This window comes from Thioalkalivibrio thiocyanodenitrificans ARhD 1 (assembly GCF_000378965.1).
In the GTDB taxonomy this organism is placed as follows: Bacteria; Pseudomonadota; Gammaproteobacteria; order Ectothiorhodospirales; family Ectothiorhodospiraceae; genus Thioalkalivibrio_A; species Thioalkalivibrio_A thiocyanodenitrificans.
Genome location: NZ_KB900537.1, coordinates 260,030 through 282,072, shown reverse-complemented (window position 1 = coordinate 282,072; position 22,043 = coordinate 260,030). Strand labels below are relative to the sequence as shown.

General features: G+C 61.2%; 23 protein-coding genes and 1 pseudogene. 10 read left to right on the top strand and 14 right to left on the bottom strand.

All coding sequences use genetic code 11. The features are described 5' to 3' along the window. The first annotated feature begins 56 nt into the window (after positions 1 to 56). The 5 genes from THITHI_RS19990 to THITHI_RS0117850 all read left to right on the top strand — a co-directional run bounded on the left by THITHI_RS19990 (position 57) and on the right by THITHI_RS0117850 (position 5,217). Positions 57 to 2,534 carry an ATP-binding protein gene (locus THITHI_RS19990; protein WP_018234434.1) on the top strand — a complete coding sequence of 826 codons (2,478 nt, stop codon included), beginning with the start codon at positions 57 to 59 and terminating at the stop codon, positions 2,532 to 2,534. Positions 2,535 to 2,637: 103 nt separating this feature from the next. Beyond that, positions 2,638 to 3,636: a hypothetical protein gene (locus tag THITHI_RS19985; protein ID WP_018234433.1), complete on the top strand. Its 999-nt coding sequence runs from the start codon at positions 2,638 to 2,640 to the stop codon at positions 3,634 to 3,636. A 161-nt stretch (positions 3,637 to 3,797) separates the two neighbouring features. Further along, entirely contained in the window at positions 3,798 to 4,205 is a 408-nt protein-coding gene (locus tag THITHI_RS0117860; protein WP_018234432.1) for a hypothetical protein, read from the top strand. Between the two features lie 111 nt (positions 4,206 to 4,316). After that, positions 4,317 to 4,640 (top strand): hypothetical protein, encoded by a 324-nt coding sequence (locus tag THITHI_RS0117855; protein ID WP_156820702.1) that lies wholly within the window; start codon positions 4,317 to 4,319, stop codon positions 4,638 to 4,640. Positions 4,641 to 4,761: 121 nt separating this feature from the next. Further along, positions 4,762 to 5,217 (top strand): hypothetical protein, encoded by a 456-nt coding sequence (locus THITHI_RS0117850; protein WP_018234430.1) that lies wholly within the window; start codon positions 4,762 to 4,764, stop codon positions 5,215 to 5,217. Between the two features lie 131 nt (positions 5,218 to 5,348). Here the strand turns inward: THITHI_RS0117850 and THITHI_RS0117845 are convergent, their stop codons facing one another. From THITHI_RS0117845 to THITHI_RS0117795, 11 genes are all read right to left on the bottom strand, one after another. Continuing rightward, positions 5,349 to 5,549: a hypothetical protein gene (locus THITHI_RS0117845; RefSeq protein ID WP_018234429.1), complete on the bottom strand. Its 201-nt coding sequence runs from the start codon at positions 5,547 to 5,549 to the stop codon at positions 5,349 to 5,351. Further along, the gene (locus tag THITHI_RS19550; RefSeq protein WP_018234428.1) at positions 5,546 to 5,833 is read right to left on the bottom strand and encodes a hypothetical protein; all 288 of its coding nucleotides are present in this window, start codon (positions 5,831 to 5,833) and stop codon (positions 5,546 to 5,548) included. The genes THITHI_RS0117845 and THITHI_RS19550 overlap by 4 nt, the downstream gene beginning before the upstream one ends. Next, positions 5,830 to 6,105, bottom strand: a complete 276-nt coding sequence (locus THITHI_RS0117835; RefSeq protein ID WP_018234427.1) for a hypothetical protein — start codon at positions 6,103 to 6,105, stop codon at positions 5,830 to 5,832. Before THITHI_RS0117835 ends, THITHI_RS19550 begins: the two co-directional genes overlap by 4 nt. A 295-nt stretch (positions 6,106 to 6,400) precedes the next feature. Then, the gene (locus THITHI_RS0117830; protein ID WP_018234426.1) at positions 6,401 to 6,598 is read right to left on the bottom strand and encodes a hypothetical protein; all 198 of its coding nucleotides are present in this window, start codon (positions 6,596 to 6,598) and stop codon (positions 6,401 to 6,403) included. A gap of 11 nt (positions 6,599 to 6,609) precedes the next feature. Further along, positions 6,610 to 6,927, bottom strand: a complete 318-nt coding sequence (locus THITHI_RS19545) for a hypothetical protein (protein ID WP_018234425.1) — start codon at positions 6,925 to 6,927, stop codon at positions 6,610 to 6,612. 4 nt (positions 6,928 to 6,931) lie between these two features. Continuing rightward, complete coding sequence (locus THITHI_RS0117820; RefSeq protein WP_018234424.1) at positions 6,932 to 7,507, bottom strand: hypothetical protein; 576 nt, start codon at positions 7,505 to 7,507, stop codon at positions 6,932 to 6,934. A gap of 596 nt (positions 7,508 to 8,103) precedes the next feature. Beyond that, positions 8,104 to 8,607: a hypothetical protein gene (locus tag THITHI_RS0117815; protein ID WP_018234423.1), complete on the bottom strand. Its 504-nt coding sequence runs from the start codon at positions 8,605 to 8,607 to the stop codon at positions 8,104 to 8,106. Between the two features lie 12 nt (positions 8,608 to 8,619). Then, entirely contained in the window at positions 8,620 to 9,084 is a 465-nt protein-coding gene (locus THITHI_RS0117810; protein ID WP_018234422.1) for a hypothetical protein, read from the bottom strand. A gap of 83 nt (positions 9,085 to 9,167) precedes the next feature. Continuing rightward, positions 9,168 to 9,488 carry a hypothetical protein gene (locus THITHI_RS0117805; protein ID WP_018234421.1) on the bottom strand — a complete coding sequence of 107 codons (321 nt, stop codon included), beginning with the start codon at positions 9,486 to 9,488 and terminating at the stop codon, positions 9,168 to 9,170. Positions 9,489 to 9,640: 152 nt separating this feature from the next. Beyond that, entirely contained in the window at positions 9,641 to 10,294 is a 654-nt protein-coding gene (locus THITHI_RS0117800) for a hypothetical protein (RefSeq protein WP_156820701.1), read from the bottom strand. Positions 10,295 to 10,303: 9 nt separating this feature from the next. Next, complete coding sequence (locus THITHI_RS0117795) at positions 10,304 to 10,774, bottom strand: hypothetical protein (protein WP_026186472.1); 471 nt, start codon at positions 10,772 to 10,774, stop codon at positions 10,304 to 10,306. Positions 10,775 to 11,038: 264 nt separating this feature from the next. On the opposite strand from THITHI_RS0117795, the gene THITHI_RS0117790 reads away from it, so the two are divergent. Next, a complete protein-coding gene (locus THITHI_RS0117790; RefSeq protein WP_018234418.1) occupies positions 11,039 to 11,776 on the top strand; it encodes a hypothetical protein in 738 nt (245 codons plus the stop codon). Positions 11,777 to 11,784: 8 nt separating this feature from the next. Further along, a pseudogene (locus THITHI_RS20415) lies at positions 11,785 to 11,889 on the top strand (transposase); the annotation flags it as partial. Between the two features lie 27 nt (positions 11,890 to 11,916). Here the strand turns inward: THITHI_RS20415 and THITHI_RS0117785 are convergent. Both THITHI_RS0117785 and THITHI_RS0117780 read right to left on the bottom strand, forming a co-directional pair. Next, a complete protein-coding gene (locus THITHI_RS0117785; RefSeq protein ID WP_018234417.1) occupies positions 11,917 to 12,189 on the bottom strand; it encodes a ribbon-helix-helix domain-containing protein in 273 nt (90 codons plus the stop codon). 48 nt (positions 12,190 to 12,237) lie between these two features. Next, positions 12,238 to 15,006 (bottom strand): DNA methyltransferase, encoded by a 2,769-nt coding sequence (locus tag THITHI_RS0117780; RefSeq protein WP_018234416.1) that lies wholly within the window; start codon positions 15,004 to 15,006, stop codon positions 12,238 to 12,240. Between the two features lie 524 nt (positions 15,007 to 15,530). Between THITHI_RS0117780 and THITHI_RS0117775 the strand changes: the two genes are divergently transcribed. Beyond that, positions 15,531 to 19,049, top strand: coding sequence for a class I SAM-dependent DNA methyltransferase (locus THITHI_RS0117775; RefSeq protein ID WP_018234415.1), 3,519 nt, complete (start codon positions 15,531 to 15,533; stop codon positions 19,047 to 19,049). 228 nt (positions 19,050 to 19,277) lie between these two features. On the opposite strand, the gene tnpA is transcribed toward THITHI_RS0117775, so the two are convergent. Next, positions 19,278 to 19,715 carry an IS200/IS605 family transposase gene (gene tnpA / locus THITHI_RS0117770; RefSeq protein WP_026186470.1) on the bottom strand — a complete coding sequence of 146 codons (438 nt, stop codon included), beginning with the start codon at positions 19,713 to 19,715 and terminating at the stop codon, positions 19,278 to 19,280. Positions 19,716 to 19,738: 23 nt separating this feature from the next. Here tnpA and THITHI_RS0117765 point away from each other — a divergent pair, with 23 nt between their 5' ends. Together THITHI_RS0117765 and THITHI_RS0117760 are read left to right on the top strand one after the other, a co-directional pair. Further along, a complete protein-coding gene (locus tag THITHI_RS0117765; protein WP_018234413.1) occupies positions 19,739 to 21,076 on the top strand; it encodes an IS200/IS605 family accessory protein TnpB-related protein in 1,338 nt (445 codons plus the stop codon). Further along, positions 21,048 to 21,671 carry a hypothetical protein gene (locus tag THITHI_RS0117760; RefSeq protein WP_026186469.1) on the top strand — a complete coding sequence of 208 codons (624 nt, stop codon included), beginning with the start codon at positions 21,048 to 21,050 and terminating at the stop codon, positions 21,669 to 21,671. Before THITHI_RS0117765 ends, THITHI_RS0117760 begins: the two co-directional genes overlap by 29 nt. Positions 21,672 to 22,043: the final 372 nt, after the last annotated feature.

Genomic DNA, 22,043 nt, shown 5'->3' with positions numbered 1-22,043 from the left:
TCACGAGCGGCGGATACCTATACCTCTCAAGGTCAACAGCCACATGGAGGCACCTTATGAAAGGTATTGATTTGACAAGAGAGATCGAGGCCAATCTGGATACCGACGTGTCGGAATTCCCGATCCTGGCCACGGCGCATGCCTACAAGGTTCTTTCCTCGAGCCTGTACTCGGACAAGACCCGGGCGGTGCTCAGGGAGCTTGGTTGCAACGCCATGGATGCGCATATCGAGGCCGGAAAGCCGGATATGCCCTTCGAGGTGAAGCTGCCGAACTCGCTTGATCCGAGCTTCTACATCAAGGACTGGGGCGAGGGCATGGGGCCCGCGCAGATCAGGAACGTCTTCGTGGTCTATTTCGCGTCCACCAAGGGCTCGGCCATGGAGCAGACAGGGGAATACGGGCTTGGATGCAAGTCCCCGTTCTCCTACACCGACAGCTTCACAATCACCTCTGTTCGAAAGGGGGTGAAGCGGGTGTTCGTCGCCTATCTCGACGAAGAGGGCAAGCCCTGCCTGCGTAGACTGACGCGCACGCCGATGCGAGCCACGGAGGACTGGAAGAGCGGCACCATGGTCTCTTTCCCGGTTCGCCAGGGGGACTTCAAGACGTTCTCCGACAAGGCCCGTCAGGTGTTTCGCTGGTTCTCGGTCAAGCCGCGGATCCTCGGGGTGCCGGTCGATCTGGATATCGGCGAGATCGTGCACGAGGATGACAGGGTCATGCGCTTTCACTCCGGGTCTGGCTTTGGTAAGCCCCAGGTGCTGATGGGCAATGTCGCCTACCCGTTCGATCTCTCGGAGATCGGCTTTACGCAGCGGGCCAGCGAGCTTGGCATCTTTGCCTTGCCGGATGAAGAGGTGGCCGCGCAGTCCGTGCGTTCCCCTCTCAATATCGGCGAAGAAGGGGAGCTTGTCGTCAAGTATGACGAGGTCATGCGCGAGCGGCTGAAGTTGCTGGAGACTGCGCTCTTCAAGGCCTTTGGCAGCTCAAGCATCGTCATCAAGATGCCGATCGGCGGCGTCAAGGTCCCGCCTTCCAGGGAAACGCTGGAATACGATGAGATCACGCAGCGCACGCTCGCGCTCTTTTTCTACCAGAGGCTCCTGAAGGCGGCCGACTGGGTCCGCGCTCTGCTGGAGGATGAGTCAACGCCTCCCTGGCCGCGGCGCAACAAGCTCTATACGTCGGGCTCGAATGGATACGTCATGGGGTACATCCCCTGCGATTGCATGTCGCAGCTGGCCAAGGCGTTTGGGCTTCGCAACCAGCATCTGCTGGAGCGGGTGGTTGCCTTTCCCGGCTGGGCAGGAGACGAGACGTATGGAGTGCGTCTGATCGGTGGCGATTCCGAGAGCGTCAATCAGTATGACGTGGCCGGCGGGCATATCCGCAAAAAGGATGGAAGCTTCTACCCCAAGTATCGCCCGGCGCAGTTGTCGACAAGCGAGAAGGCGGCAATTGTCGTCGCCGACAGGCCGGGGACCGCGAGGCTTGCGGAGCAGCTGCTGCAAGAGGAGACCTACAGTCAGCTGGCCTACGTCTACATCAAGAAGTGTTCCGGTGGAGACAACGAAGGCCTCTGCGAGATCGCCAGGCGGCTCGAGCAGCATTTCGGCGAAGGACTGCCGGTGATCTACGGGAGCCAGAGTATCAGCAAGCGCTCTGCGGGAAAAAGGTCCCGCAAGGCAAGCCCCGTAGGCATTCTGCCTTATGTCTCGATGGATGAGGTCCTGAGGGCAAGGCGCGGCGGGCTGACGCTCAGAAGCTTCAGCTCGGAGCCTGTCGATCAGCGCAAGCCGGGGAGGTATATCTACCTGGTGAGCGAGGGCCGCACGCGGCGGTTGCGTCATGATAACGGCGAGACGCCGCAGGGGTTTACCCTCGAGAAGATCGCGGCACTGATCGCGGGCGCTCAGTATCATTACGAGGATGCCCTCAGCGGTATCGAAGGGGTCTTTCTCATCACCGACAAGAAGTTCGCCAAGATGGCGCTTCCGGAGGGGTTTATCTCGCTCAGGCAATGGTGGAGCGAGATCTACGAGAAAGGACCCTTGAGAGACACCCTCAAGGGGCGCTGCGAGACCTATTTCGTGGAGTCTCAGTACGATGAGTTCTCGAGGGTGCTCAGGCTCGTTGGTCGCAACGAGCAGATCCGCACCCTGATCAGGCCGGGGCTTCTCAAGACCGGTGTGGGCCGCGCTTTTCTGGAAGCGAGCGAGCTGATCCGGGATGAGGATGACGTGCTCAGGACGCGAAAAAAGGAGTACAAGGTCGCCAGGGACACCCTTTACCGGGCAGTCTATGTGCGCCTGCTGGAGAACAAGGATCTCAAGTTCGCCACCGGCGGGAACATGATGGTCGGCATGAACGAGAGGTATCCTTGCTTTCGACTGGCAGGGAAGCTCGATGATGCGCTCGACGCGTTGCCCGAGAGTGATCGCAAGGCGCTTCCGTGGCAGTTCAGGACCGTTCTTCAGGCGATGTTCGAGCCTGCCGGGACGTTCCCCATGGAATCAGTAGAGGCTGCATAGCCCTTTTCCGCCCGCACCCTGACCGGTGCGGGCTTTCTTTTTCCCTATACCTCTCAGCCACGCCCTGAGCAGGGTGGCTATTGGCCAATAACAGGAGGTATAGATGATACCGTATATCAAGACGGAGCAGGGGGTGTCCTTCTTTGCGGGAGGCAGATCCCACGCGATCTCCAGGGAATCGAAGATCTACGAGGAGGTCGTGGATGCGATTCGCATGGGCGCCGGGGAATCCGCGATCCTCGATATGATCGAGCGCGAAGAAGCCCGGCTCAACAAGGCGACGCAGATCACTGATGCGATCTCCGTGAAGGCCGGGCAGGTGTTTCACCGTGACCAGCCCGTGGATCTGCGCCTCACCGAGTACATGATCAGGATGCTCGACGAGGGCTTTGACCTGGTTCCGATGGCGAACTTTCTCGAGAACCTGCTCAAGAACCCCTCGTATCGCGCCAAGTACGGGCTCTATGATTTCATCGAGTACGGGCGGATGCCGATCACGCCGGATGGCTGCTTTCTCGCCTACAAGGCGGTCAACCCGGATTACACGGACATCCGCACGGGGACCGTGGACAACTCCATCGGCGCCGAGCCCAGCATGCCACGCAACGAGGTCGACGAGGATCCGGATCAGACCTGCTCGAAAGGGTATCACGTGTGCTCGTTCGACTATCTGCCGCGCTACTCCCACAACAATGGGCGCGTGATGGTGGCCAAGGTCAACCCGGCCGATGTCGTGGCGGTCCCCCGGGACTACCGCAACACCAAGATGCGCATCTGTCGCTACGAGGTGGTGGCCGAGCACGAAGGCTACTATCAGGAGCGCGAGAACTTCCTCACCGACACGGTGGTGCGCTCGGAGGCGCAGGGCAGCTTCTTCAGCGAAAAGGTCTTCGCGGTGGAGCTGCTCTACGACGGCGTGGTCGATTCCACGGAGCCCTTCGCGCGTCTCAACGAGGCGGCCGAGCGCTACGAGGAGCTCGCCGAGGAGGCCGAAGACAACCCGACCGGAGACGGCTTCGAGATCGGCGGAGACATCTACGATGAGATCCGCCTGGTCAACCAGGCCACCGGCCAGGTCATTCTCAGCGTGAGCGCCGAGTAACAGCAATTCTCAATCTTCACGCCCGGGGCGCTCTGCCCCGGGTTTTCTTTTTGCTTGCGATGCCACCGGCAGGCGCCGTCTCTTTGCGGGGCGCGCAAGGCCAGGCCCTCCGGTCCCTATACTTTGACTGAGAGAGGCCACAAGCACAAAGAGGAGTGCCTATGAGAGCGTATATCAAGACCAGCAGCGTCGTTGAATTCGATGACGATGCCCCGTCCTATTGCTGGGTGGAGCTCACGCCCGAGTTCTTGACCTTGGTCAGGAAGCTTCAGGGCTTGTGCAAAGACCATGACCTGGCGCGCTGTGCCGCATACTGCTACGCGGACGGATGGCAGGGTGTTAACGAGGACGGGTACAGCATCGAGGGCGAGACCCTGATTGTCACTGACTGCGGTTTCTATTTCCAGTGCTATCGCAAGCACGAAGATATCCCGATCGAGAGCTCCCATGTCGAGTTCACGCCACTCGAGATCGCCATGGAGGCGGCCCGAAGCGAAGGGCGCGACCATGTGTTCTTCGGTGTGGACGAGGAGATGGTCAGGGAGGAGCTCGAGGAGCTCGCAGGCTGACGCCCAGAGCGCGAAATTCGCATTTTTGTTCCACCCCACCCCTTTAACCGGCTGGTTTCAGGGGTGATCTTTTCTTCTGGACGGAAGGCGCTTTGCCGCCCGAGGTGAACCATGAAAACAGAACATGCCAACCGACTGATGCGCGCCGCCCAGGCGATCCTGGCGAGCGCCGACACTCAGGGGCAGATCCGCCTCGATGAGTCTGGATCCCTGATCTGCGGGCTCAGGGATGCTGTGCGCGCATGTGCAAGCGCCGAGCGCGCCGGCGTGAGCGGCGCGCCCCAGGGGGCCGAGCACTTTGCGATCGCCGCCTTCGAGGGGTTTGCCGGGGAGTTCCGGGACTGGGACAATGAGTATGTGCGCGTGATCCTCAGGATCAAAAGGGACGATGGGTTGAAGCTCGAAGACGCGGGGCCTGTTCGTCTGCGCTGGTAGAGACACCCATACCTATGCTATACTCTGGGCCTGAGAGAGCGGGATTTCAGACTTCCGCGAAGCCGCGCCCGCGACAACGGGGCGCAAGCAAAGAGAAGGTTACCCCGGAGGCCCGGCAGCCATGAACAACCCCGCCAAAGACACCGAGACCCTGGACCTGTCCGAGCACATCCTCAAGCTGTGGATGGACAATTCGGATCCGAATGATGATTTTCACCGGCGCTACGTGGTGATGCGCACCATGGGGGATAAGCTTGTACTGGGTCGCCCGGCAAACGTGATGCACCGCGCATTCCCCGGCATGCCCTACGTCGAGGGGCTCGGGGTTCACCTGTTTACGATGGATCTTGCGGCGCGCTCGATGACCCAGCCGGTGCAGTACTCGCTCGTGGACAGAGACAGCCGGGGGCGCGTGGAGGCGCTGCTGCGCGGGGATGAGAAGGAGTTCGAGCAGCTGAGCGCTCGACATCTCGGTCAGACCTCAAGCTCCGCCCCCAACTGGCGTTTCGCCTGCCGGTCCCTGACAGAGGCCTCACGAAAGGCGCTGGGGGAGCGGGCGAGCGAAGTCTCTCCCTGAGCGGCCGGGGCCACCAGGCGCAGACCCGGGCCGCCGGGCGCGCACGGGCCCACGCGCTGTACAGCATTTCTCGGCGTTCACGATCCGTGGACAGCGCCCGATGGTGTACAAGGCCAGCCCCGGGGCGCGCCTCAGTCGCAGGATCCCGCGGCCTTCTTGATGCTCGATTTCGCCTGATCCAGGATTTCTCGCGCTCTTTTCTCGTATCTTTCCGGCACCCACACCTTGATGCTGATAGGCACCAGCCCGGCTGCGCGCCGGCGCTGATCGAGCGCGGCGACCCTGCGCCTGGCTGTCGGATCCGGTTTTCTGGGCGGCTTCTTCTCGGTCATTTGGGAAGCACCGGCACGATCGGGCGCCAGTACTCGCACTGGTGCTTCGATTCGAGGTTGCGGGCATAGACGCAGTCCTGCGCCCGATCCTGGTCGAGCACGCAACCATCCGGCGCCTGGCCCTCCTCGAGATCGCAATGGCCACCCCGCTCCAGGTTCGAACCCAGGCGATCGAAGGCATTCTTGATCGCAGTCGGCAGGTCCTGGTAGAAGGTATCAATCTGCACGAGCAGGTGGCCGATATCGGAGTCTGCCTGGCAGTACGCGGCCTGGTTCTTGTTCATGTCGAATGCTCTCCAGCGATTTCGCCCCGAATGGATTTGATGATGTTCAGCGCGTTGTCCACGCGCAGCAGATCGCGCTCGAGCGCATCGAAGTACCCCATCTCCAGCGTTCGTACGGGCACGAACTCCCAGAAGAGGTTGACGAGACGGCGCCGCTCCTGGCTCAGGATCGGCTCAGCCGCGTGAGTCGAGACCTTGAGCCCCTCGCTGTCGCGATACTTCTCGCAATGATCGACGAGATCGGTTTCGAGAAAGGAGATGTCTGTGGTCATGGCTTGTTCTCATTGTTCAGTGGACTTCCGGTCCGGCGCTCGGGCTGTAGGCACTGCGCCCCGGCCCAGGATGCGAAGGAAGAAAGGTACAGCCGCTCACGGCGCCCCTTCGTATCCTCGTACAGGATACCGGGCTCATCGGGCGGCGGGTTCGAGCTCAGCTATTTGGCGGGGCGGTGCTCGTCACCGATGGCAAGTACGCGGCGCACGGTATTCCCTTTACCTCTGTTGCGGTAGGCCTCCCCTGCTCGGATCTCGCTTGGTTTCATGAATCCTCCTGATCTTGAAGGGGCGCTCATACCCCGTGTTTGCGGCGATTGTCTTTGTCCGCCACGTAGACCGGATAACTTGCCCAGGTCTTGTTGTACGACTGCCCCAGGTAGCCGCGCCGGTATGCCGTCGCGTGAGCGCTCTGCTCGCGCATCAGCCGCTCGTGCATGCCAAGGGCCTCCTCGTAGGCGGCCTGCTTGAGGTCATCGCGAAAGCGGCGCATCAGGCAGAGCCTCAGCGCGTCTCGGCGGCCGTGGATTGGCCAGGCCTGCGTTCCTTGCCTTCTTCCATGGTGCGCGCCACGCCGTAAGCCCATTTGGCTCCGTAGTCCACGTGACCCCTAGCGAGTATCGATGCGTGTTCGACCTCCTCCGGCGTGGGCGCCCTGAGACCGAGGCGCTGCGCGGCCTGCGTGGCGGCATCCAGCACCGCCTTGGCCTCCGCGGCAATCCACTGCTCGACAGAGCGACCATCGCGGTTGGCGGCCTCGGCCTGGAAGGCGTCGTAGATGGTTCTTGCCGGATCCTGTAGCGGTCTAAAAATGTCTCTCATCAGATCAATCTCCTTTGCGTTCTGGTACGGATCGGTCAAGCACGGAAACAGCCGCATCAAACCGGGCCCTGTATTCTCGCCCTTCGGGAGAGAGATTCCAGTTCTCTGCGAGCCAGGACGAATGGTCTCGCAGAAGCTGGATTGCGGCGGCTTCGTTTCCAAGGCCGCTACCTTCCGAAAACCCGGGAATGCCCCTGGCCCGGAGCTGGCGCTCAATGCGCTCGCTGACGGTGCCGGTGAATGCGTGGGGCAGCGTCGGGTTGGCGGCATCGAGTCTCTGCGCGATCTCGTGGAGCTTCATGAAGTCCTCGCGCGGCGGGGAGTCTTCGTCACGCCGGCCCGGCACGTGGCTCGCGCAATACATCTGCCTCGCCTTCTCGGTCAGACGGGCCGTGAAGTACTCGAAGCCATTGTCTGGGCCGTCATTGCCCTGGAATTCCACCAAACCCTTTTTGTTCAGTGAACGGGCGGTGCGCCCCTCTTCTCGATGGCATTCGAAATAGCCGGTGGTGTATCCGGGCTCGTAGATGGAGTCCATGAATTGCTTCTGCTTGGGCGTGAGCCGGATTTTCTTGTCCATGATGACTGTCTCCCGTGTTTTCGTCTTTTTGTCGCGCCGGCGCCTGTGGCGGTGCGGCAAAGCTCAATCTTTGGGTGGCGGAAATCGCACCGACCACCGAGGAACCAACACGCGCTCGCCAACTGAGAGAGTCCGCCTCGGTAGGCGCGTCTCGGTGTCCACGACGATTCGGTATTTCATCCGCGTCTCACCGATCACACGGCACGGGAATTCGTGCCGCCCTGCGGACGTGTCGATGCACAGCACCCCGCGGCGCCCAACAAGCCGGCCAACCGTGAGGTCGGAAGCGTCGGCGGGTTTCTCAGTCGTAGCCATGGCGTGCGTTACTCCATCGTTGTCAGGCGCTATTATAGCGTAAGCGGCTTACGCATGTCAAAGAAGCAGGGCCCGTGCAGGGGCGCTGCGGATGTGTAGCGAACGGGGCTGAAAAAGGAAGCGGTGGCGCGGCCACGGCCGTGAGGGCACGCGCCGGGGCCGCGGGCGGGACTGTCGCGCTCCGGCGTGGAGGGCGGGATCAAGCGAGGGAGGCGCAGCCCGGTGAGGGGCTGCGCGCGATCGTGGAACCTTCTAAGGCGTGCGCCTGGCGGCGCCGGGGGTTAGGTCCCCGCGCTTCTAATGAACACGGCCTCTTCGATCTTCTCGAAGGCGTTCTCATATACGGCGGGATCGAGGATCACGTTATCCCGGCCGCTTTGCTGTCCGTAGCCTCCGGATCGCTTCTGAACTTCGACGAAATTCAGGCGGATGCTGGTGGCCCCGGGGCGGCGCTCCTCGACAAACGCGGTGGCGCGCGTGTTTGTCTGCGTCATGCCAACGAAGGGGATGAACCCTGATTCCGTTGGGCTCTGCGAGGTGATGATGCCTGTCTCCAGGCTGGCCGTATCAATGATGTAACCCAGGTCCTGAAACACAGATACGGTGGAATTGAATGCGGTTGTCTTGTCGGTCTCGAATTCCTTCAGCTGGAAGGCCTGGATCTCCAGGCTCGTCATCTGCGGCGCTGGCGCGGCGCAGCCTCCGAGAACCAGAACACCGGCCAGGGCCAGCGCCGAAATCGAGATACCCCGGTACCCCCGCAGGGTTGAAAACATGCTCTTCATGACAAAATCCCCCTAAAATGAAGAAGTCCTGCTCCTGAAATCCGACACCTTCTTGTCTTCATCGAACTTGATGATCAACGTCATCGTTCTGCTCGATTGCTCAAACCCCGATGTGCGTGAAGAGCCCCCAAACAGGATGATGGTCCCGTAAGAGCTTGTCGACTGGGAGCTCGTCACGGTGGCATGCCTTTGGTAGGTCCAGACCTCCTGACCCTCGGCGTCATAGGTCGCGATATTGGGCGCGCCAAAGACCTCCAGGACCTCTGCCTGGGTCGTTTCGCCTTTTCTCAGGTTGAGCTGGACATTCCCGTGGGTCATGCCGGACGCGCTGGTCGGCTCCGACGAAGGGGTCCCCGTGGTGGCGCAACCGGTGGCGAGCGCGAGCGCGCAGATCGCCAGGATCGCGATGACCTGAAACCCTCGACGGGCGGGGCCGGCGATCGGCCCGTGCCTTGGGGAGGAAACAACGAGATTCATAATTCGAAGCTCCTGTCATACGCCGCGACGCCTCGCAAAAGGCGCCGTAGGGCCTGATTGCCGCCTGGGTCTCGGCGGGTGGCTCAGTAGCACGTACGCAAGGCGCCGCTGCCCGAGCAGATGCGCCCTGTGCCGTAGTTGATGTAGGTGCCGGTGTTGTTGTCGTAGCTCCAGGCATTGCCCTGCGAATCCCACCCCTGCTGGTTTCCTCGCCGGTCAATGGACTGGCTCCACATCGAGCCGTTGTTGATATTATGACCCTGGATTCGGGTCGTGCCCGTGCTGTCGCGCTGCCAGCTGTAGCTGTTGCCGCTACGCCAGTCGTAGTTCGATCCGTAGTTCTGTGCCGCGGCGGGGCCGGCAAGCAGCAGGAACGCCAAAAGGCCTGCAATCAGGGTTTTCATGGTGGGCTCCCCTTCTTGTTGTTGGTGGTAGCCCCATCGAGGCTATCAGTCAAGGGCGGGCAATGCAATTCTCACCCGCCCCGGGCCTGAGCGGCGCGATAAAAAACGCCCCTCGAGAGGGGCGTGGTGAAGGGGTTGACGGTTCGGGTCGGCTATCCGACGCGCCCGCCACTGTAGTCGAGGATCTCGGTGCCTGTGATTCTGGCCTCACCGGTGGTGTCGCTGAACTCATAATCCAGCTCGTTGATGATGTGCGTGAAATCCGCTCCAGGGGGGATCTCGAGCTTGAGCCGAACCTTGAGCGTCACGGCGAACACCACGGGGTTCTCTCCCGCCGGCGCTGGAGGCTGTGCCGTCTTGTCCGGCGCATGCTGCGCCTCAATCCATCGCTGGATCTCGCGGCAGTCCGTGCCCGCCCGAAAATGCAGAAACGGCGCCTCGATATGCAGAACGCCCTGCTCATCTTCCCTTGATGGTATCTTGAGCAGCGCATGGGCGAGCTCCTCGCGGGTGTTGGGACTCTCTCCCGGCGCCCCGATCTCATCGCCCTCCAGGTGTGCGTAGACATCCTGGATGACCACGGTGCCCGGGTAGAAGCGCACGACGAAGTGAGCGCGCAGCGTCGGGCCGTCAGGGTTGTCCGCGTTTTCGAGGTACACGGGCCGGACCCGCTCATCGCCGGGGGTCTGGGACTCCCAACCGCCACAGCTCTCGACGACCTGGTCGAAGCGGTAGTTCTCGAAAGCGAGAGTGGCGACTTCGTGACGCCGGCTCTCGAACTGAGCTATCAGTATTAGCGAAGTCATGACAGCCCCCTAGCGGATGCCAAACAGATCGCCGACATGGTACCCAAACACCGTGCTGAGCGCCTCATACATCTGGTGCTCCGGCGAGTCTCCCCAGGTGGCGTCGCCGGTAAAGACGAGCAGCTCATCAGAATTGTCCGGGTGATCGCGCCAGGCGGTCAGGCAATTGTCGAGACCGCTCTCGAGCTCGGTCTTGAGGCTGTCGACCCATTTCGCGTACTGCTCGGTCGAACGAAGTCGCTCCAGCAGGGTCTCGATATCGCCGCTGTTGTCGATCTTGGTGAAGAGGTCATCAGAGAGGACGTGCTCCTCAAAAAGAGCCACCGCCTCGTCAGTCAGCTCATCATCGGCGCCGTTGGCGAGATAGTGCGTGAGCACCGGCTCGGCGTACTTGAGCTGCTCCAGGCGCTTGGCTTCTACAGCTTCGGCCGACACCTCGAGCGTTTTCGGCATGATCACCAGAAAGCCCACCATGCTCATTCCCATAAAATATCTCCCATTGATTGTGGCCTGATTGCACTTCTATATAGGGAATGACGGGCGCAAGCTAAAGCGCAAGGCAAGCGTATTCTGTGCTACGACGTCGATATCGAGGAGATCCGGCTTCAGGATCTGCCGGCCGACTGTGTGCGGCGCAGCGCTTCGGTGCCCCTGCTTGACCGCTAACGGGAAAATCCATAGCAGTTCGGTATATACGAATGCTATACTATGGAAGCGTTAGAAATAAATCAGAGAGACAGATCTATGGATTCGACAGCTCATCGCGATCAAAGAAAGTTTCCGCTTCATGTCGAGCCGCCTTCGAGCGATACCCTCGCCTTTGAGCGAGAGCTCATCGAGACGGCTATCGATCGCCTCAATTGGCTTTTTGATTTCGCCTTGGGGCTTGCCGTAATGCTCGCCCTGGGGGTTGCTCTTGGCGGGCTCATTATGGGTGCGGTGGCGCTTTGGGGGCTCGCGTTAGTAATTCTGCTTTCTCTGATTGGTTCTATTCCCTTCTACTCCAATATACGCTCGAAGGACGGCGAGGCGCGCGAAGGCTTCTTGTTGTTCGCGGTCATTTTCACCGCAATCGTGAGCACGCTCATCCTGCTCGAGACAGTCGACAGGCTCGATCTCGCTGGCAGTGATTACGGCGCTGCGTGGTTGGCGCTAATAGCGATCCTTCTCGCCCTGGTCGGTGCGATTGTAGCCATCCGGCACAATATCCATCGTGGAGATGCGCTGATCGAGAGGCATAAGGCGTGTACACCGCTTGATGCGAAGGCACACGCGCAGGAGATACTCCGCTACGCGGAGCTTGCCGGCGTCAATGATCAGATCGCGGCTTATGCTGAGGGGCTTCGTGCGCGCAGGCGAGCCCCCACCCTTGGTGAATACCACGCCGCCTGCGCTTGGGCGAGCACCGAGGGTGAGCGAAGACAAAAGGCCGAGGAGCTGCGATCCGCCGAGGCCGTGCTCGAAACCTTCGTGCGGGGCTAAGGCCGCCCTGGAAGGGTATGCTGTGGTCCCCGTCCTACTTCGCATCGTCCTGCGGCGGTGCGCCAATCTCCATCGTGCGCCAGTACATCGAGCAGCAGCAGACACCGCACTGAAAACCAAAGGCGGCAGCGCAGTCCGCGCTATCCTTCCCCGCCCTGAACGGCGGGGCTTGTCGCGCACCGATCAGCGCTGTGCACCTGCTCGCGCAATCCTTGAAAATACGCCTTGTCCGCAGGTTGTGTGGGCGCCGAGGCGCCGCCGGCCAGAAGCAGCCCTCGCAGCGTCTGGCGATCCTGGTCGCGGCGAATCAGCTCGCGCACGTATTCGCTGCTGGTGCCATAGCCGCGCTCGCGGACCTGATCGTCCACAAACGACTTGAGTCTGTCGGGCAGTGAGATGTTCAAGGTGCGCATGTCTCTGGAATCTAGCGAATATGGCAAAATTTGGCAAACCTGAGCCCCCTAACCCATTTCGACACCCCGGGGCGCGGCTTGGCTCAGCGAAAGATGAAGGTCGAATAAAAACCCCACCCGCAGGGCCTCGGTCTCCCACTTTCGGCCCCCTCCCCTCTCCCGGTAGGCGGAATCCACGGCCGCATCGAGCGCCTGATGGGCCCTTTGCAGCTCAACCGGCATCGTCAAGGGGTCATACAGGTCAGCAAGGGAGGCGTCAGGGAAGGCGCGTCGAGCCTCCAGTACGGCCTCGGCCGCGGCGCTGATGCGCTGGCGCAGCCTCTGGCTGACATCGACCGGCCAGGGGAAGTTGTTGTAGACGATTCCGGCGGAGTAGCGGTAGCGGCTTTCCAGGCGCCCGCACACGGCGCGAACCCAGGCCATGTGCATGGTCGAGGACAGCACGCCCAGGTGATAGGGGGTGGCGTCCGGCACGATAAAGACCAGATCGCTGCAAAGCGTATCGGAATCCATGAAGCCAATGGGGATGTACGGGCGGCGCTCTGAGGACACCTTCGGGATAATGAGGAAGTTCCCCTCGGGGACGTTCTCCACGTGAAAGCGCGTCGGCGTCTGGGCGAGCTTTTGCGTCGGCGCGCTCTTGCTTTGCAGCCGGAACTCGCGCACCGCTTCGATCCTTTTCATCACCTGGGGCATCTTTCGAAGCTCATGGGCCGGACAGTCGCGCAACCACAGGCACCACCTCTGCTTGCCCTTGATGAATTCATCGGATCCGACCCAGCGCCGAAACCAGCGCCGCGCGCCGGGCTCTCGCTCGATGAACGCCTCCATCTCCTCCTTGGAGAACAGGTAATTCCCGCCATCGATGGGCTTGTTGCCGATCCCGATCGGCGGCACCTCGCACAGCGGCTGGCGGCGATTATCGAGCACGATGCTCGGGCCCGCGGCCAGGTAGGGGTTGATTTCCCGCACCTGGACCTCGTGGGGCTCCCCCTTGGGGTCGGCGTACTCGAACAGTCGCCGCGTCGGGCGCTCCTGCATGCTGAAGCCCACGATCACGCAGTGCACCGCGGCGCGCCCGCGCCCCTCGCTGCTCCAGGCAAAGGTGCGGTGGGCAAAATCGATGCTTACGCCCTGCTCGAGCATCCACGACCACAGCACCGCCACCTGCTCGCCCTGGGTGATGCTGTTGGTCGAGACGAAGGCCGCCAGGCAGGCCGGGTTGTGCTCCTGATAGCGCGCGGCCTTGACGTACCAGCTGGCGACATAATCAAGAAGGCCTGCGTTTTTCACCCCCTCGAGCACCCCTTTCACGTCCTCGCGCTGGGCAGGGCTCATGTACTTCGCGCCCACAAAGGGCGGATTTCCGAGAAGATAGCTGCACCGGCTCGCCGGCAGGACCTCGCCCCAGTCGAGCTGAAGGGCGTTGGCATGGACGATGTTCGCGGATTTGAGCAGCGGGATGCGCACCAGCGCGTCACCGAAGGCCTGGCTGACCTTGACGTTCATCTGGTGATCCATCAGCCACATCGCCACGCGCGCGATCTGCGACGGCCACTCCTCGATCTCGAGCCCGTGGAACTGATCGACATCGACCTTGACGTACTGCTCCACCACATTGAGGGCGAGCTGCTGCTGGTCGCGCCGATAGAGGGTCTGAAGGAGCTCAAGCTCGAGCTGGCGGAGCTCGCGATAGGCGATCACCAGGAAGTTGCCGCAGCCGCAGGCAGGGTCGAAGAACTGGAGCTGGCTGAGGCGCTCGTGGAAGGCGCGAAGCTTTGATTCCCGGTCATTGGAGCGCCTTTTCTTGAGGTGCTCGAACTCCGCGCGCAGGTCATCGAGAAAGAGCGGCCCGATGACCTTGAGGATATTCTTCTCGCTGGTGTAATGCGCGCCAAGCGCCCGGCGCACCGCGGCATCCAGGATGCCCTGGAAGAGAGAGCCGAAGATGGCGGGGCTGATCTGGCCCCAGTCGAGATTGCAGGACTCGATCAGAAGCCCGCGCATCCGGCCATCGAAGGCGGGGATGCGCAGCACCTCCTCGAAGAGCTTGCCATTGACATAGGGGAAGGCCAGCAGGCGCTCATCGCGCGCCGTGAGCCGCTCCTGCTCGGGCGTGGCGAGCACATCGAAGAGCTCGCTCAGGCGCGCGCCGAGATCGGAACCATCCTCCCGGGTGCAGGACTCGATGAACTCCAGAAAGGCGCCTCTGGGCATGAAGATCCCGGTGTCCTCCGCAAAGAGGCAGAACAGGATGCGCACCAGGTAGACCTCGAGGCGGTGGCCGGTGTAGCCGGACTCATGCAGCGCGTCATGAATGCGCGCCAGGCGCTCGGCGGCCCTGGCGTTGACCGGATCCTGCTCTCGAAAGACGCGCTGCTCGTAGCCCGCGATAAACCCCAGGCGCTGGATGTTGGCATGCAGCTGATCGAGGCTGAAGGAGAAGTCCTTGCCGGTATCGAGATCGTGCACCCGAAAGCGGGCGAAATCAGAGACGATCACGTAGCGCGGCAGCTCCTCATCCTTGAGCCCGGGGAAGTAGTCGATCGCCTGCCCGAAGGCGCGATCGAGATTCTTGCCCCTGGACTTGTGTTCGGCGATCAGCACCCCGGGCCAAAACAGATCCACGTAGCCCTTATCGCCCCCGGCGGCGTGCACGTGCTTCTCGAACACAGCGACCCGGCGCCGGTGGAGCCCGAACACACGAAAGAAGGCATCCCAGAAGCTCTTTGCATCGGCGCTCTCGCTCGATGCGTCCGCCCATTCCCTGGAGAACTCCAGCGAACGGGCGCGGATTTCATTCCACGACAGCGGCATGTGGCACTTCCATTGTGGGCGTGGGTCCGATTCTGATCATCGCGCACCACCAGGTCAACGATCGCGCACCAGGCCAGGCCAACGAAGGACGGCCCCTGAAAAGCTGATTGCAGTGTAGCACAGGCTGAATCGTGTATTTCCCTGCGTGTTGATGCGAAGCAGCCCGCCGGCGAGATGCTCAGCCTGGTTGTGCGTTTCGAGCGACCCCGGGTGAGCGCGAGGGCACGGGCGCGCAAGTCGCCACGGGTGGCGAATTACGCTGATAATGGCCATAACTCGCCGCCTTTGACGAGTCCCGCTCGGGACATCCGTCCATCCCCTCCCTCTCTTGTAGACGCACGCCCGCGTCAGCTTAGCCACCAAAACCCCGTCGATTGATGCCCATCGGCGGCGACCGGCGCGTTGCTCTTCTTGCCTGGCGTTTCACGTAGCGCCGGGCACTGGATTCCCGTCTCGGCACGTCTCCTTGCCTCCCGTTCCCTATACGGCTCAGCCCCGAAAGGGGCCCCAACAAGGAGCCGGATATGGACAACGCGGTACCGGGTGATGGGCAGGCACCCGGACATAACAAAAACAAGCCAACAGCAGAAGCCTGTATCGAAGACCAGATCAACGACTTCATCGCACGCTGGCAGCATGCCTCGGGCAGCGAGAGAGCGAACTATCAGCTCTTTCTCACCGAGCTGTGCGCGCTGCTGGAGATGCCACGGCCGGATCCCGCCGGCGAGGGGCGCGAGAGCAACGCCTACGTCTTTGAGCGCCGGGTGGACATCAGCCGCCCTGACGGCAGCACCACCCGCGGCTACATCGACCTCTACAAGCGCGACTGCTTCGTGCTGGAGGCCAAGCAGACCGGCAAGGGCCTTGATACCGAGGGCTGGGACAAGGCCATGCTCGCCGCCCAGAACCAGGCCGATCAGTACGTGCGGGCCCTGCCCTTCGATGAGGGCCGCCCGCCCTTTATCGTCGTCACCGACGTGGGCCGCTCACTCGAGCTCTATGCCGAGTTCACCCGCTCCGGGGGCAGCTACGTGCCCTACCCGGACCCGGGCAATCACCGCATCCGCCTGCAAGACCTGCACCGCCCCGAGATCCGGGAGCGCCTGCGCCTGCTCTGGACTGACCCCCAGAAGCTCGATCCCAGCAAGCATGCCGCCCGCGTGACGCGCGAACTGAGCCGCACCCTGGCCGAGCTCGCCCGCCTGCTTGAAAAGGACGGGTATGACGTCGAGCGCGTCGCTCACTTCCTCAAGCGGTGCCTGTTCACCATGTTCAGCGAGGACGTGGACCTGATCCCCAAGGGTCACTTCACCGCCATGCTCGAGCGCCTACAGGCCACCCCTGAGCACTTTGTCGATGCCATCCGCTCCCTGTGGGAGACCATGAACAGCGGCGGCTACAGCGGGATCCTGAACAGCCAGCTCAAGCGCTTCAACGGCGGCCTGTTCCAGAACCTCAACCCCATCCCCCTGAGCAGCGAGCAGATCGGGCTGCTGATCAGCGCCGCAAAGCATGACTGGAGCCAGGTGGAGCCGGCGATCTTTGGCACCCTGCTCGAGCGCGCGCTGGACCCACGGGAGCGCCACAAGCTCGGTGCCCACTACACGCCGCGGGCCTACGTGGAACGCCTGATCATGCCGGCGCTCATCGACCCCTTGCGGGAACAGTGGCGCGCCATCCAGGTGGCGGCCGAGACCTGGCTCCAGCAAGGCAAACCCGAGAAGGCGCTCAAGGAGCTCAGAGACTTCCATCTCCAGCTCTGCAACACCCGGGTGCTGGATCCTGCCTGCGGGAGCGGGAACTTCCTCTACGTCGCGCTCGAGCACATGAAGCGCCTTGAGGGTGAGGTGCTCAACCTTATCAGGGACTTGAGTGGCGGCCAGATGGGTATGGATGCGGAGGGTTTCACGGTGGACCCTCATCAGTTCCTGGGTATCGAGATCAACCCCCGGGCCGCGGCGATCGCCGAGATCGTGCTGTGGATCGGCTATCTGCAATGGCATTACCGGATCCAGGGCCGGCTGGAGCTGCCTGAGCCCATCCTGCGAGACTTCAAGAACATCGAGAACCGTGATGCGCTGATCGAATACGACGGGCGCGAGGAAGCGCGTGATGAACAAGGTAACCCTATCACCCTCTGGGATGGAGTGAGTTACAAGAAAAGCCCTACCACTGGGGAGCTGATCCCGGACGAGACCGCGCGTATGCCTGTCTACCGTTATCACAACCCCCGCAAGGCGGAATGGCCGGAGGCGGAGTACATCATCGGTAATCCGCCGTTTATTGGGAAGGGTCGAATTCGAGAAGCTTTGGGGGATGGTTATGTAGATGCCGTTCGAAGCGTCTACTCTGACAAGGTACCAGACTCCGCAGATTTCGTAATGTATTGGTGGCACATCGCCGCCAGCAAGGTGCGTTATGGCGAGGCTCGCCAATTCGGCCTCATCACCACCAATAGCCTGCGCCAGACATTCAATCGCCGTGTGCTTGAGCCGCATTTAAGTGACAGCAAGAAGCCTCTTTCACTTCTCTTTGCTATCCCTGACCACCCATGGGTATCGGCTAACGATGGCGCGGCCGTGCGCATCACCATGACTGTAGGAGGATATGGAGAACAAAAAGGCACTCTTAGGCATGTGGTTCAAGAGTCCGATATTGACGACGATGCCATTGATGTAGTGTTAAATAGCAGGAAGGGCCGGATCCATGGGGATCTAAGTGTTGGGGCGAATATCGCTGGAGTTGTAAAGCTCATGGCTAGTGGAGGCCTGTCTTCCAATGGGGTTATGCTTGCGGGATCCGGGTTTATTGTCACTGACGAAGAAGCAACAGCGCTAGGCTATGGGGCTGATAATGCCTTGACTAACATAATTCGCGACTACCGCAACGGCCGCGATCTTACTCAAAGATCCCGCGGAGTGATGGTGATCGATCTGTTCGGTTACTCCAATAGCGAGGTGAGGGTCCACTTTCCTGCTATTTATCAGTGGGTGCTTGAGCGAGTAAAGCCTGAGCGAGACCAGAACAGAGCCAAGAGTATACGCGAAAACTGGTGGATCTTTGGTTCGGCACGTCCAGAATGGCGCCGAATGTCGCAAGGCCTTCCTCGCTACATCGCCACTGTAGAAACGACGAAACATCGAGTATTCCAGTTTCTCGCTACTCACATCATGCCAGACCACATGCTGGTCAACATTGCCGTCGATGATCCCGCTGTGCTTGGCGTTCTGTCCAGTAGAATACATATCGCCTGGTCACTGGCGGCCGGGGGCACGCTCGAAGACCGTCCGCGCTACAACAAAACCCGCTGCTTCGAAACCTTCCCCTTCCCGGATCTAACCCAAGACCAAGCCGCCACCATCGGCGACCTGGCCGAGAAGCTCGACGCTCACCGCAAGCAGGTGCTGGCGGATCACTCAGACCTCACCCTCACCGGGCTCTACAACGTCCTGGAGAAGATCCGTGCCGAAGAGCCCTTGAACGACAAGGAGAAGGCTATCCATCAGAAAGGCATCGTCTCCCTGCTGCGCGAGCTTCACGACGATCTCGATCGTGCCGTGTTCGATGCCTACGGCTGGGGCGATCTCGCCGACAAGCTGGTCGGCAAGCCCGGCGCCACCACACCGCTGCTCGACAAACCCGACGAACAGGCTGAAGCCGAGGAAGACATTCTCAGCCGCCTTGTGGATCTCAACACCCAGCGGGCAGCCGAAGAGGCCCAGGGCCATATCCGCTGGCTTCGCCCCGAGTACCAGGCCGCAGAGCATCAGGCGCCCGCGGAGAAGCAAGGCACCGGTGCAGCGCCTCAAGATACGGAAGAGCCTGGGGTGTCAACTCCGGGAGGCGTCAACCAGAAATGGCCTCAGACCATCCCCGAGCAGGTGCAGACAGTGCGGGATCTGCTCTCAAAGGGTCCTCAGACCGAAATCAGCCTGGCCGGCCACTTCAAGCGCAAGCCGGCCAAGGCGGTCTCCCAGATCCTGGCCGCATTGGAGGTGCTCGGGCAGGCCTCTCAAAAAGACGGCGTGTGGCAGGTTATGTGATGTTCGGGTGCTACACTTTCTGTCGTGCGCTGTCGTTCTCGACTGTACATAGTCCCGGATCTGGACTATAATAGAGGCACGCAAAGGCTGCGGCCTGATACGCCATTTTCAGCAGCGCCAGTAGAGAGCCGACCACTGGCGCCGAGCGGTAAGCATCGGCTGGAGAGCTTTTCATGGCTTTGAGCAACCCAGCCGCGCATCCTACGCATCGATGCGCAGTATGATGCGCTAGTCAAGCGGCTGACTCAGCCTTTGGGGTTCATCCTGATTCTCGATGTAGCGCAGCAGGGTTTGGATGTTGGCTCTGCCTCCTACACTGATCAATGCATAGGCGTTATTCCAAAAATAGGGCTTCCAGTAGAACGAAGCCAAGTGGTTTGCGTATTCCTTGCGCATGTGTCGAGCTGATACCGATTTCAGATTCTTGATCAGATCGGAAAGCCTCACCGTGGGGCTTGCCTCGAAAAGGACATGGACGTGATCAGCCTCTCCCCCAAACTCCACCAACTCGCAATCCCACCGGACAAGCAGGCCGCGTACCAGGCCCTCTAGCCGGTCGAGCATTTCCGGAGTCAGGCATTTATGCCGGTACTTCATTGACAGCACGAGGTGATAAAACAGCCGGAAAGCGCTGTGGTTCTTGGTTCTCAGCCTTGAAAAGTCCACGGGATTCACCTACAATACTATTGATGACAAGAAAGATAATACGCTCCGACAAGTGGCCTTTGCAAGCCACCGCGCAGCAGCGACACCTGATGCGCCTCACGCTGGCTGAGTATCGCGCGTTCTGTCGCGCGCTATCGATTGTGGTGCTGAGCAACTGGCCGGCGCTGTGCCGGGCGCCGAGCTTTGCCGCGGCCGTCGAGCGACTGATCCACCCCACGATGAAAAACCCAAAGCCGCGCCACCACTACTTCACCCGGCGCTTTTACAAGTTTCCCTCCTACCTGCGCCGGGCGGCCATCGAGTTCGTCAAAGGCCAGGTGTCGAGCTATCTGACCCGCTACGGGGCGTGGCTCGACGGTGATCGCAAGTGCTCGGATGCACGCCCTCCCGCGTTCAATCCTGTTTCCGGTTGCTATCCGGCCATGTATCGAGGTCAGCAGATCAAGTTCAATGAAGATTTCACCGTGGCAAGCCTCAAGTTATGGGATGGGCGGGAGTGGCTGTGGCACGATGTTCAGATCAAGCGCGTGCGCCAGCGCCACCTGCTGGGCGCTGTTAAATCGCCCGCTTTGGTAGTAAATCGTCGTTGCTACTTGTCGGTACCGGTAGAGCTTAAACCCGAACAGCTGCCTTCGACTGAGCGGGCGTGCGCTGTCGATATCGGCATCAATACGCTGGCCACGGCCAGTATCGTTTCATCAGGCGGCACTGTCGTGGCCAGGAGGTTTCTCCATCCGGCCGCGGACATAGACCGCCGCAACAAGCGTTGCACCCTGATTCGCGGCAAGGCTAGAAAGACCGCCAAGCTGTCAAAGGGGTTTTGTCGGGGCATGTACCGAAAGACCAGGCACATCAACGAGCAGATCGCTCAGATCACGTCCAGGCGGCTCGTCGGCTTTGCCCTGGAGCATGGCGCCGAGGTTATCGTGCTGGAGCACCTCAAGGGGTGGCGACCAAAGGCCGGCACCAGGCGCTCATCGCTTCGCCAGAGATTTCACGGCTGGCTGCATCGCAGACTCGCCGATCTGATCGAGGCGAAGTTCACTGAGGCCGGTGGGCGCGTGGAGTATGTCTATGCCAAGGGCACCTCCTCCTGGGCCTTCGACGGGTCCGGGAAGCTCAAGCGCGATCCGAAGCAGTATGAACTGGCCACCTTCACCACCGGAAAGCGTTACAACTGTGATCTCAACGCCAGTTACAACATTGCGGCTCGCTACTGGGCCTGGAAACTTAAACTGACCCGCCGCAAGGACGGGCAGTTGTCGGAGGACAGAAGCTCCTCCGGTAAACCGAGAATACCGGTCACGCTCTCAACGCTTTGGCAGCGAGAGCATGAAGCCCCTTATCAATGCGCAGCATGATAAGGGGAGTATTCACCGCGCGCGGCGATGGTTTGATGTTCCGACCGGCACCGGACGCCTGGAGGATTTGCTCGTATACCTGGTATTCGAGTACACCCCCGCGCCGTCCCGGCTGCGCAGCCTGGACGACCTGGCGCTCAAAGACACGAAATCGACATGGATCCAGCGGACCGGCGAAATCGGCGCGCTGGTGCGGTCAAGGTCGAGCGGGGACGATGCCGGGGGTGAGGTTGTCAATTGGAGGCTGACGGCCGAGACGGCGGAGAAGGTTAGAACAGCAACGATTCGCCGGGGCGGGCGCGAACGCCAACAGAAAGACAAGCGGGGAGGCCTGCTTGTCGTGCGCGAATACGATGAGCAGGCACCTGGCGTTCTCGGCTGCATCGGGACGCTCTTGATTTTAGAGTCTGGGGCGAAGGGGAGAACCAGGATCATGATGGTTCCGACAAGCGCGGGTGCGCCGATTTTCGTTGTGCAGGAGCGTGCTCTACTTGGGGTGAGATCCCGGGTCGAGGATTGGATCGAAGAGCATCAGCGCTCGAGCGCACAGGCGAGCCTGCCCGAGCTGGCGTGCCGGCTGTTGCTGGATCTGTGAATTATTCAAAGAGACTCGATCCATGACCCGCAACCCTCCACGAATCCCCTCAGACGTTCTCGACCTCGTGACACTGTGGATCTGGGTCGAGACCCGGGGCGGGGACAGGACGCTCGCCGATGCGGTGCGGGATCTGTCGCGGGCGCTCGGCCGGCGGATTTACCAATCCAGGATATACGAGTGACGTGACGGGATCCGGCGTGTGCCCGAGGATGTGGCGCGCCACATGCGCAGGGTTGTCGCGCCTTGCGTTCTCGCCGAGGAAGGCGTGACCGGCCTGGGCGATAGCGCGCTGGAGCGAATCGTTGCCAGACTGAGCTCAGCGCCTGAAAGCGAACACTGAATCGATCGCGCGCCGCGCGCGCCGATTAG

Coding starts and splice junctions, on each gene's coding strand:
- THITHI_RS19990 (WP_018234434.1), top strand. CDS start 57: ATGAAAGGTATTGATTTGACAAGAGAGATCGAGGCCAATCTGGATACC.
- THITHI_RS19985 (WP_018234433.1), top strand. CDS start 2,638: ATGATACCGTATATCAAGACGGAGCAGGGGGTGTCCTTCTTTGCGGGA.
- THITHI_RS0117860 (WP_018234432.1), top strand. CDS start 3,798: ATGAGAGCGTATATCAAGACCAGCAGCGTCGTTGAATTCGATGACGAT.
- THITHI_RS0117855 (WP_156820702.1), top strand. CDS start 4,317: ATGAAAACAGAACATGCCAACCGACTGATGCGCGCCGCCCAGGCGATC.
- THITHI_RS0117850 (WP_018234430.1), top strand. CDS start 4,762: ATGAACAACCCCGCCAAAGACACCGAGACCCTGGACCTGTCCGAGCAC.
- THITHI_RS0117845 (WP_018234429.1), bottom strand. CDS start 5,549: ATGACCGAGAAGAAGCCGCCCAGAAAACCGGATCCGACAGCCAGGCGC.
- THITHI_RS19550 (WP_018234428.1), bottom strand. CDS start 5,833: ATGAACAAGAACCAGGCCGCGTACTGCCAGGCAGACTCCGATATCGGC.
- THITHI_RS0117835 (WP_018234427.1), bottom strand. CDS start 6,105: ATGACCACAGACATCTCCTTTCTCGAAACCGATCTCGTCGATCATTGC.
- THITHI_RS0117830 (WP_018234426.1), bottom strand. CDS start 6,598: ATGCGCCGCTTTCGCGATGACCTCAAGCAGGCCGCCTACGAGGAGGCC.
- THITHI_RS19545 (WP_018234425.1), bottom strand. CDS start 6,927: ATGAGAGACATTTTTAGACCGCTACAGGATCCGGCAAGAACCATCTAC.
- THITHI_RS0117820 (WP_018234424.1), bottom strand. CDS start 7,507: ATGGACAAGAAAATCCGGCTCACGCCCAAGCAGAAGCAATTCATGGAC.
- THITHI_RS0117815 (WP_018234423.1), bottom strand. CDS start 8,607: ATGAAGAGCATGTTTTCAACCCTGCGGGGGTACCGGGGTATCTCGATT.
- THITHI_RS0117810 (WP_018234422.1), bottom strand. CDS start 9,084: ATGAATCTCGTTGTTTCCTCCCCAAGGCACGGGCCGATCGCCGGCCCC.
- THITHI_RS0117805 (WP_018234421.1), bottom strand. CDS start 9,488: ATGAAAACCCTGATTGCAGGCCTTTTGGCGTTCCTGCTGCTTGCCGGC.
- THITHI_RS0117800 (WP_156820701.1), bottom strand. CDS start 10,294: ATGACTTCGCTAATACTGATAGCTCAGTTCGAGAGCCGGCGTCACGAA.
- THITHI_RS0117795 (WP_026186472.1), bottom strand. CDS start 10,774: ATGAGCATGGTGGGCTTTCTGGTGATCATGCCGAAAACGCTCGAGGTG.
- THITHI_RS0117790 (WP_018234418.1), top strand. CDS start 11,039: ATGGATTCGACAGCTCATCGCGATCAAAGAAAGTTTCCGCTTCATGTC.
- THITHI_RS0117785 (WP_018234417.1), bottom strand. CDS start 12,189: ATGCGCACCTTGAACATCTCACTGCCCGACAGACTCAAGTCGTTTGTG.
- THITHI_RS0117780 (WP_018234416.1), bottom strand. CDS start 15,006: ATGCCGCTGTCGTGGAATGAAATCCGCGCCCGTTCGCTGGAGTTCTCC.
- THITHI_RS0117775 (WP_018234415.1), top strand. CDS start 15,531: ATGGACAACGCGGTACCGGGTGATGGGCAGGCACCCGGACATAACAAA.
- THITHI_RS0117765 (WP_018234413.1), top strand. CDS start 19,739: ATGACAAGAAAGATAATACGCTCCGACAAGTGGCCTTTGCAAGCCACC.
- THITHI_RS0117760 (WP_026186469.1), top strand. CDS start 21,048: ATGAAGCCCCTTATCAATGCGCAGCATGATAAGGGGAGTATTCACCGC.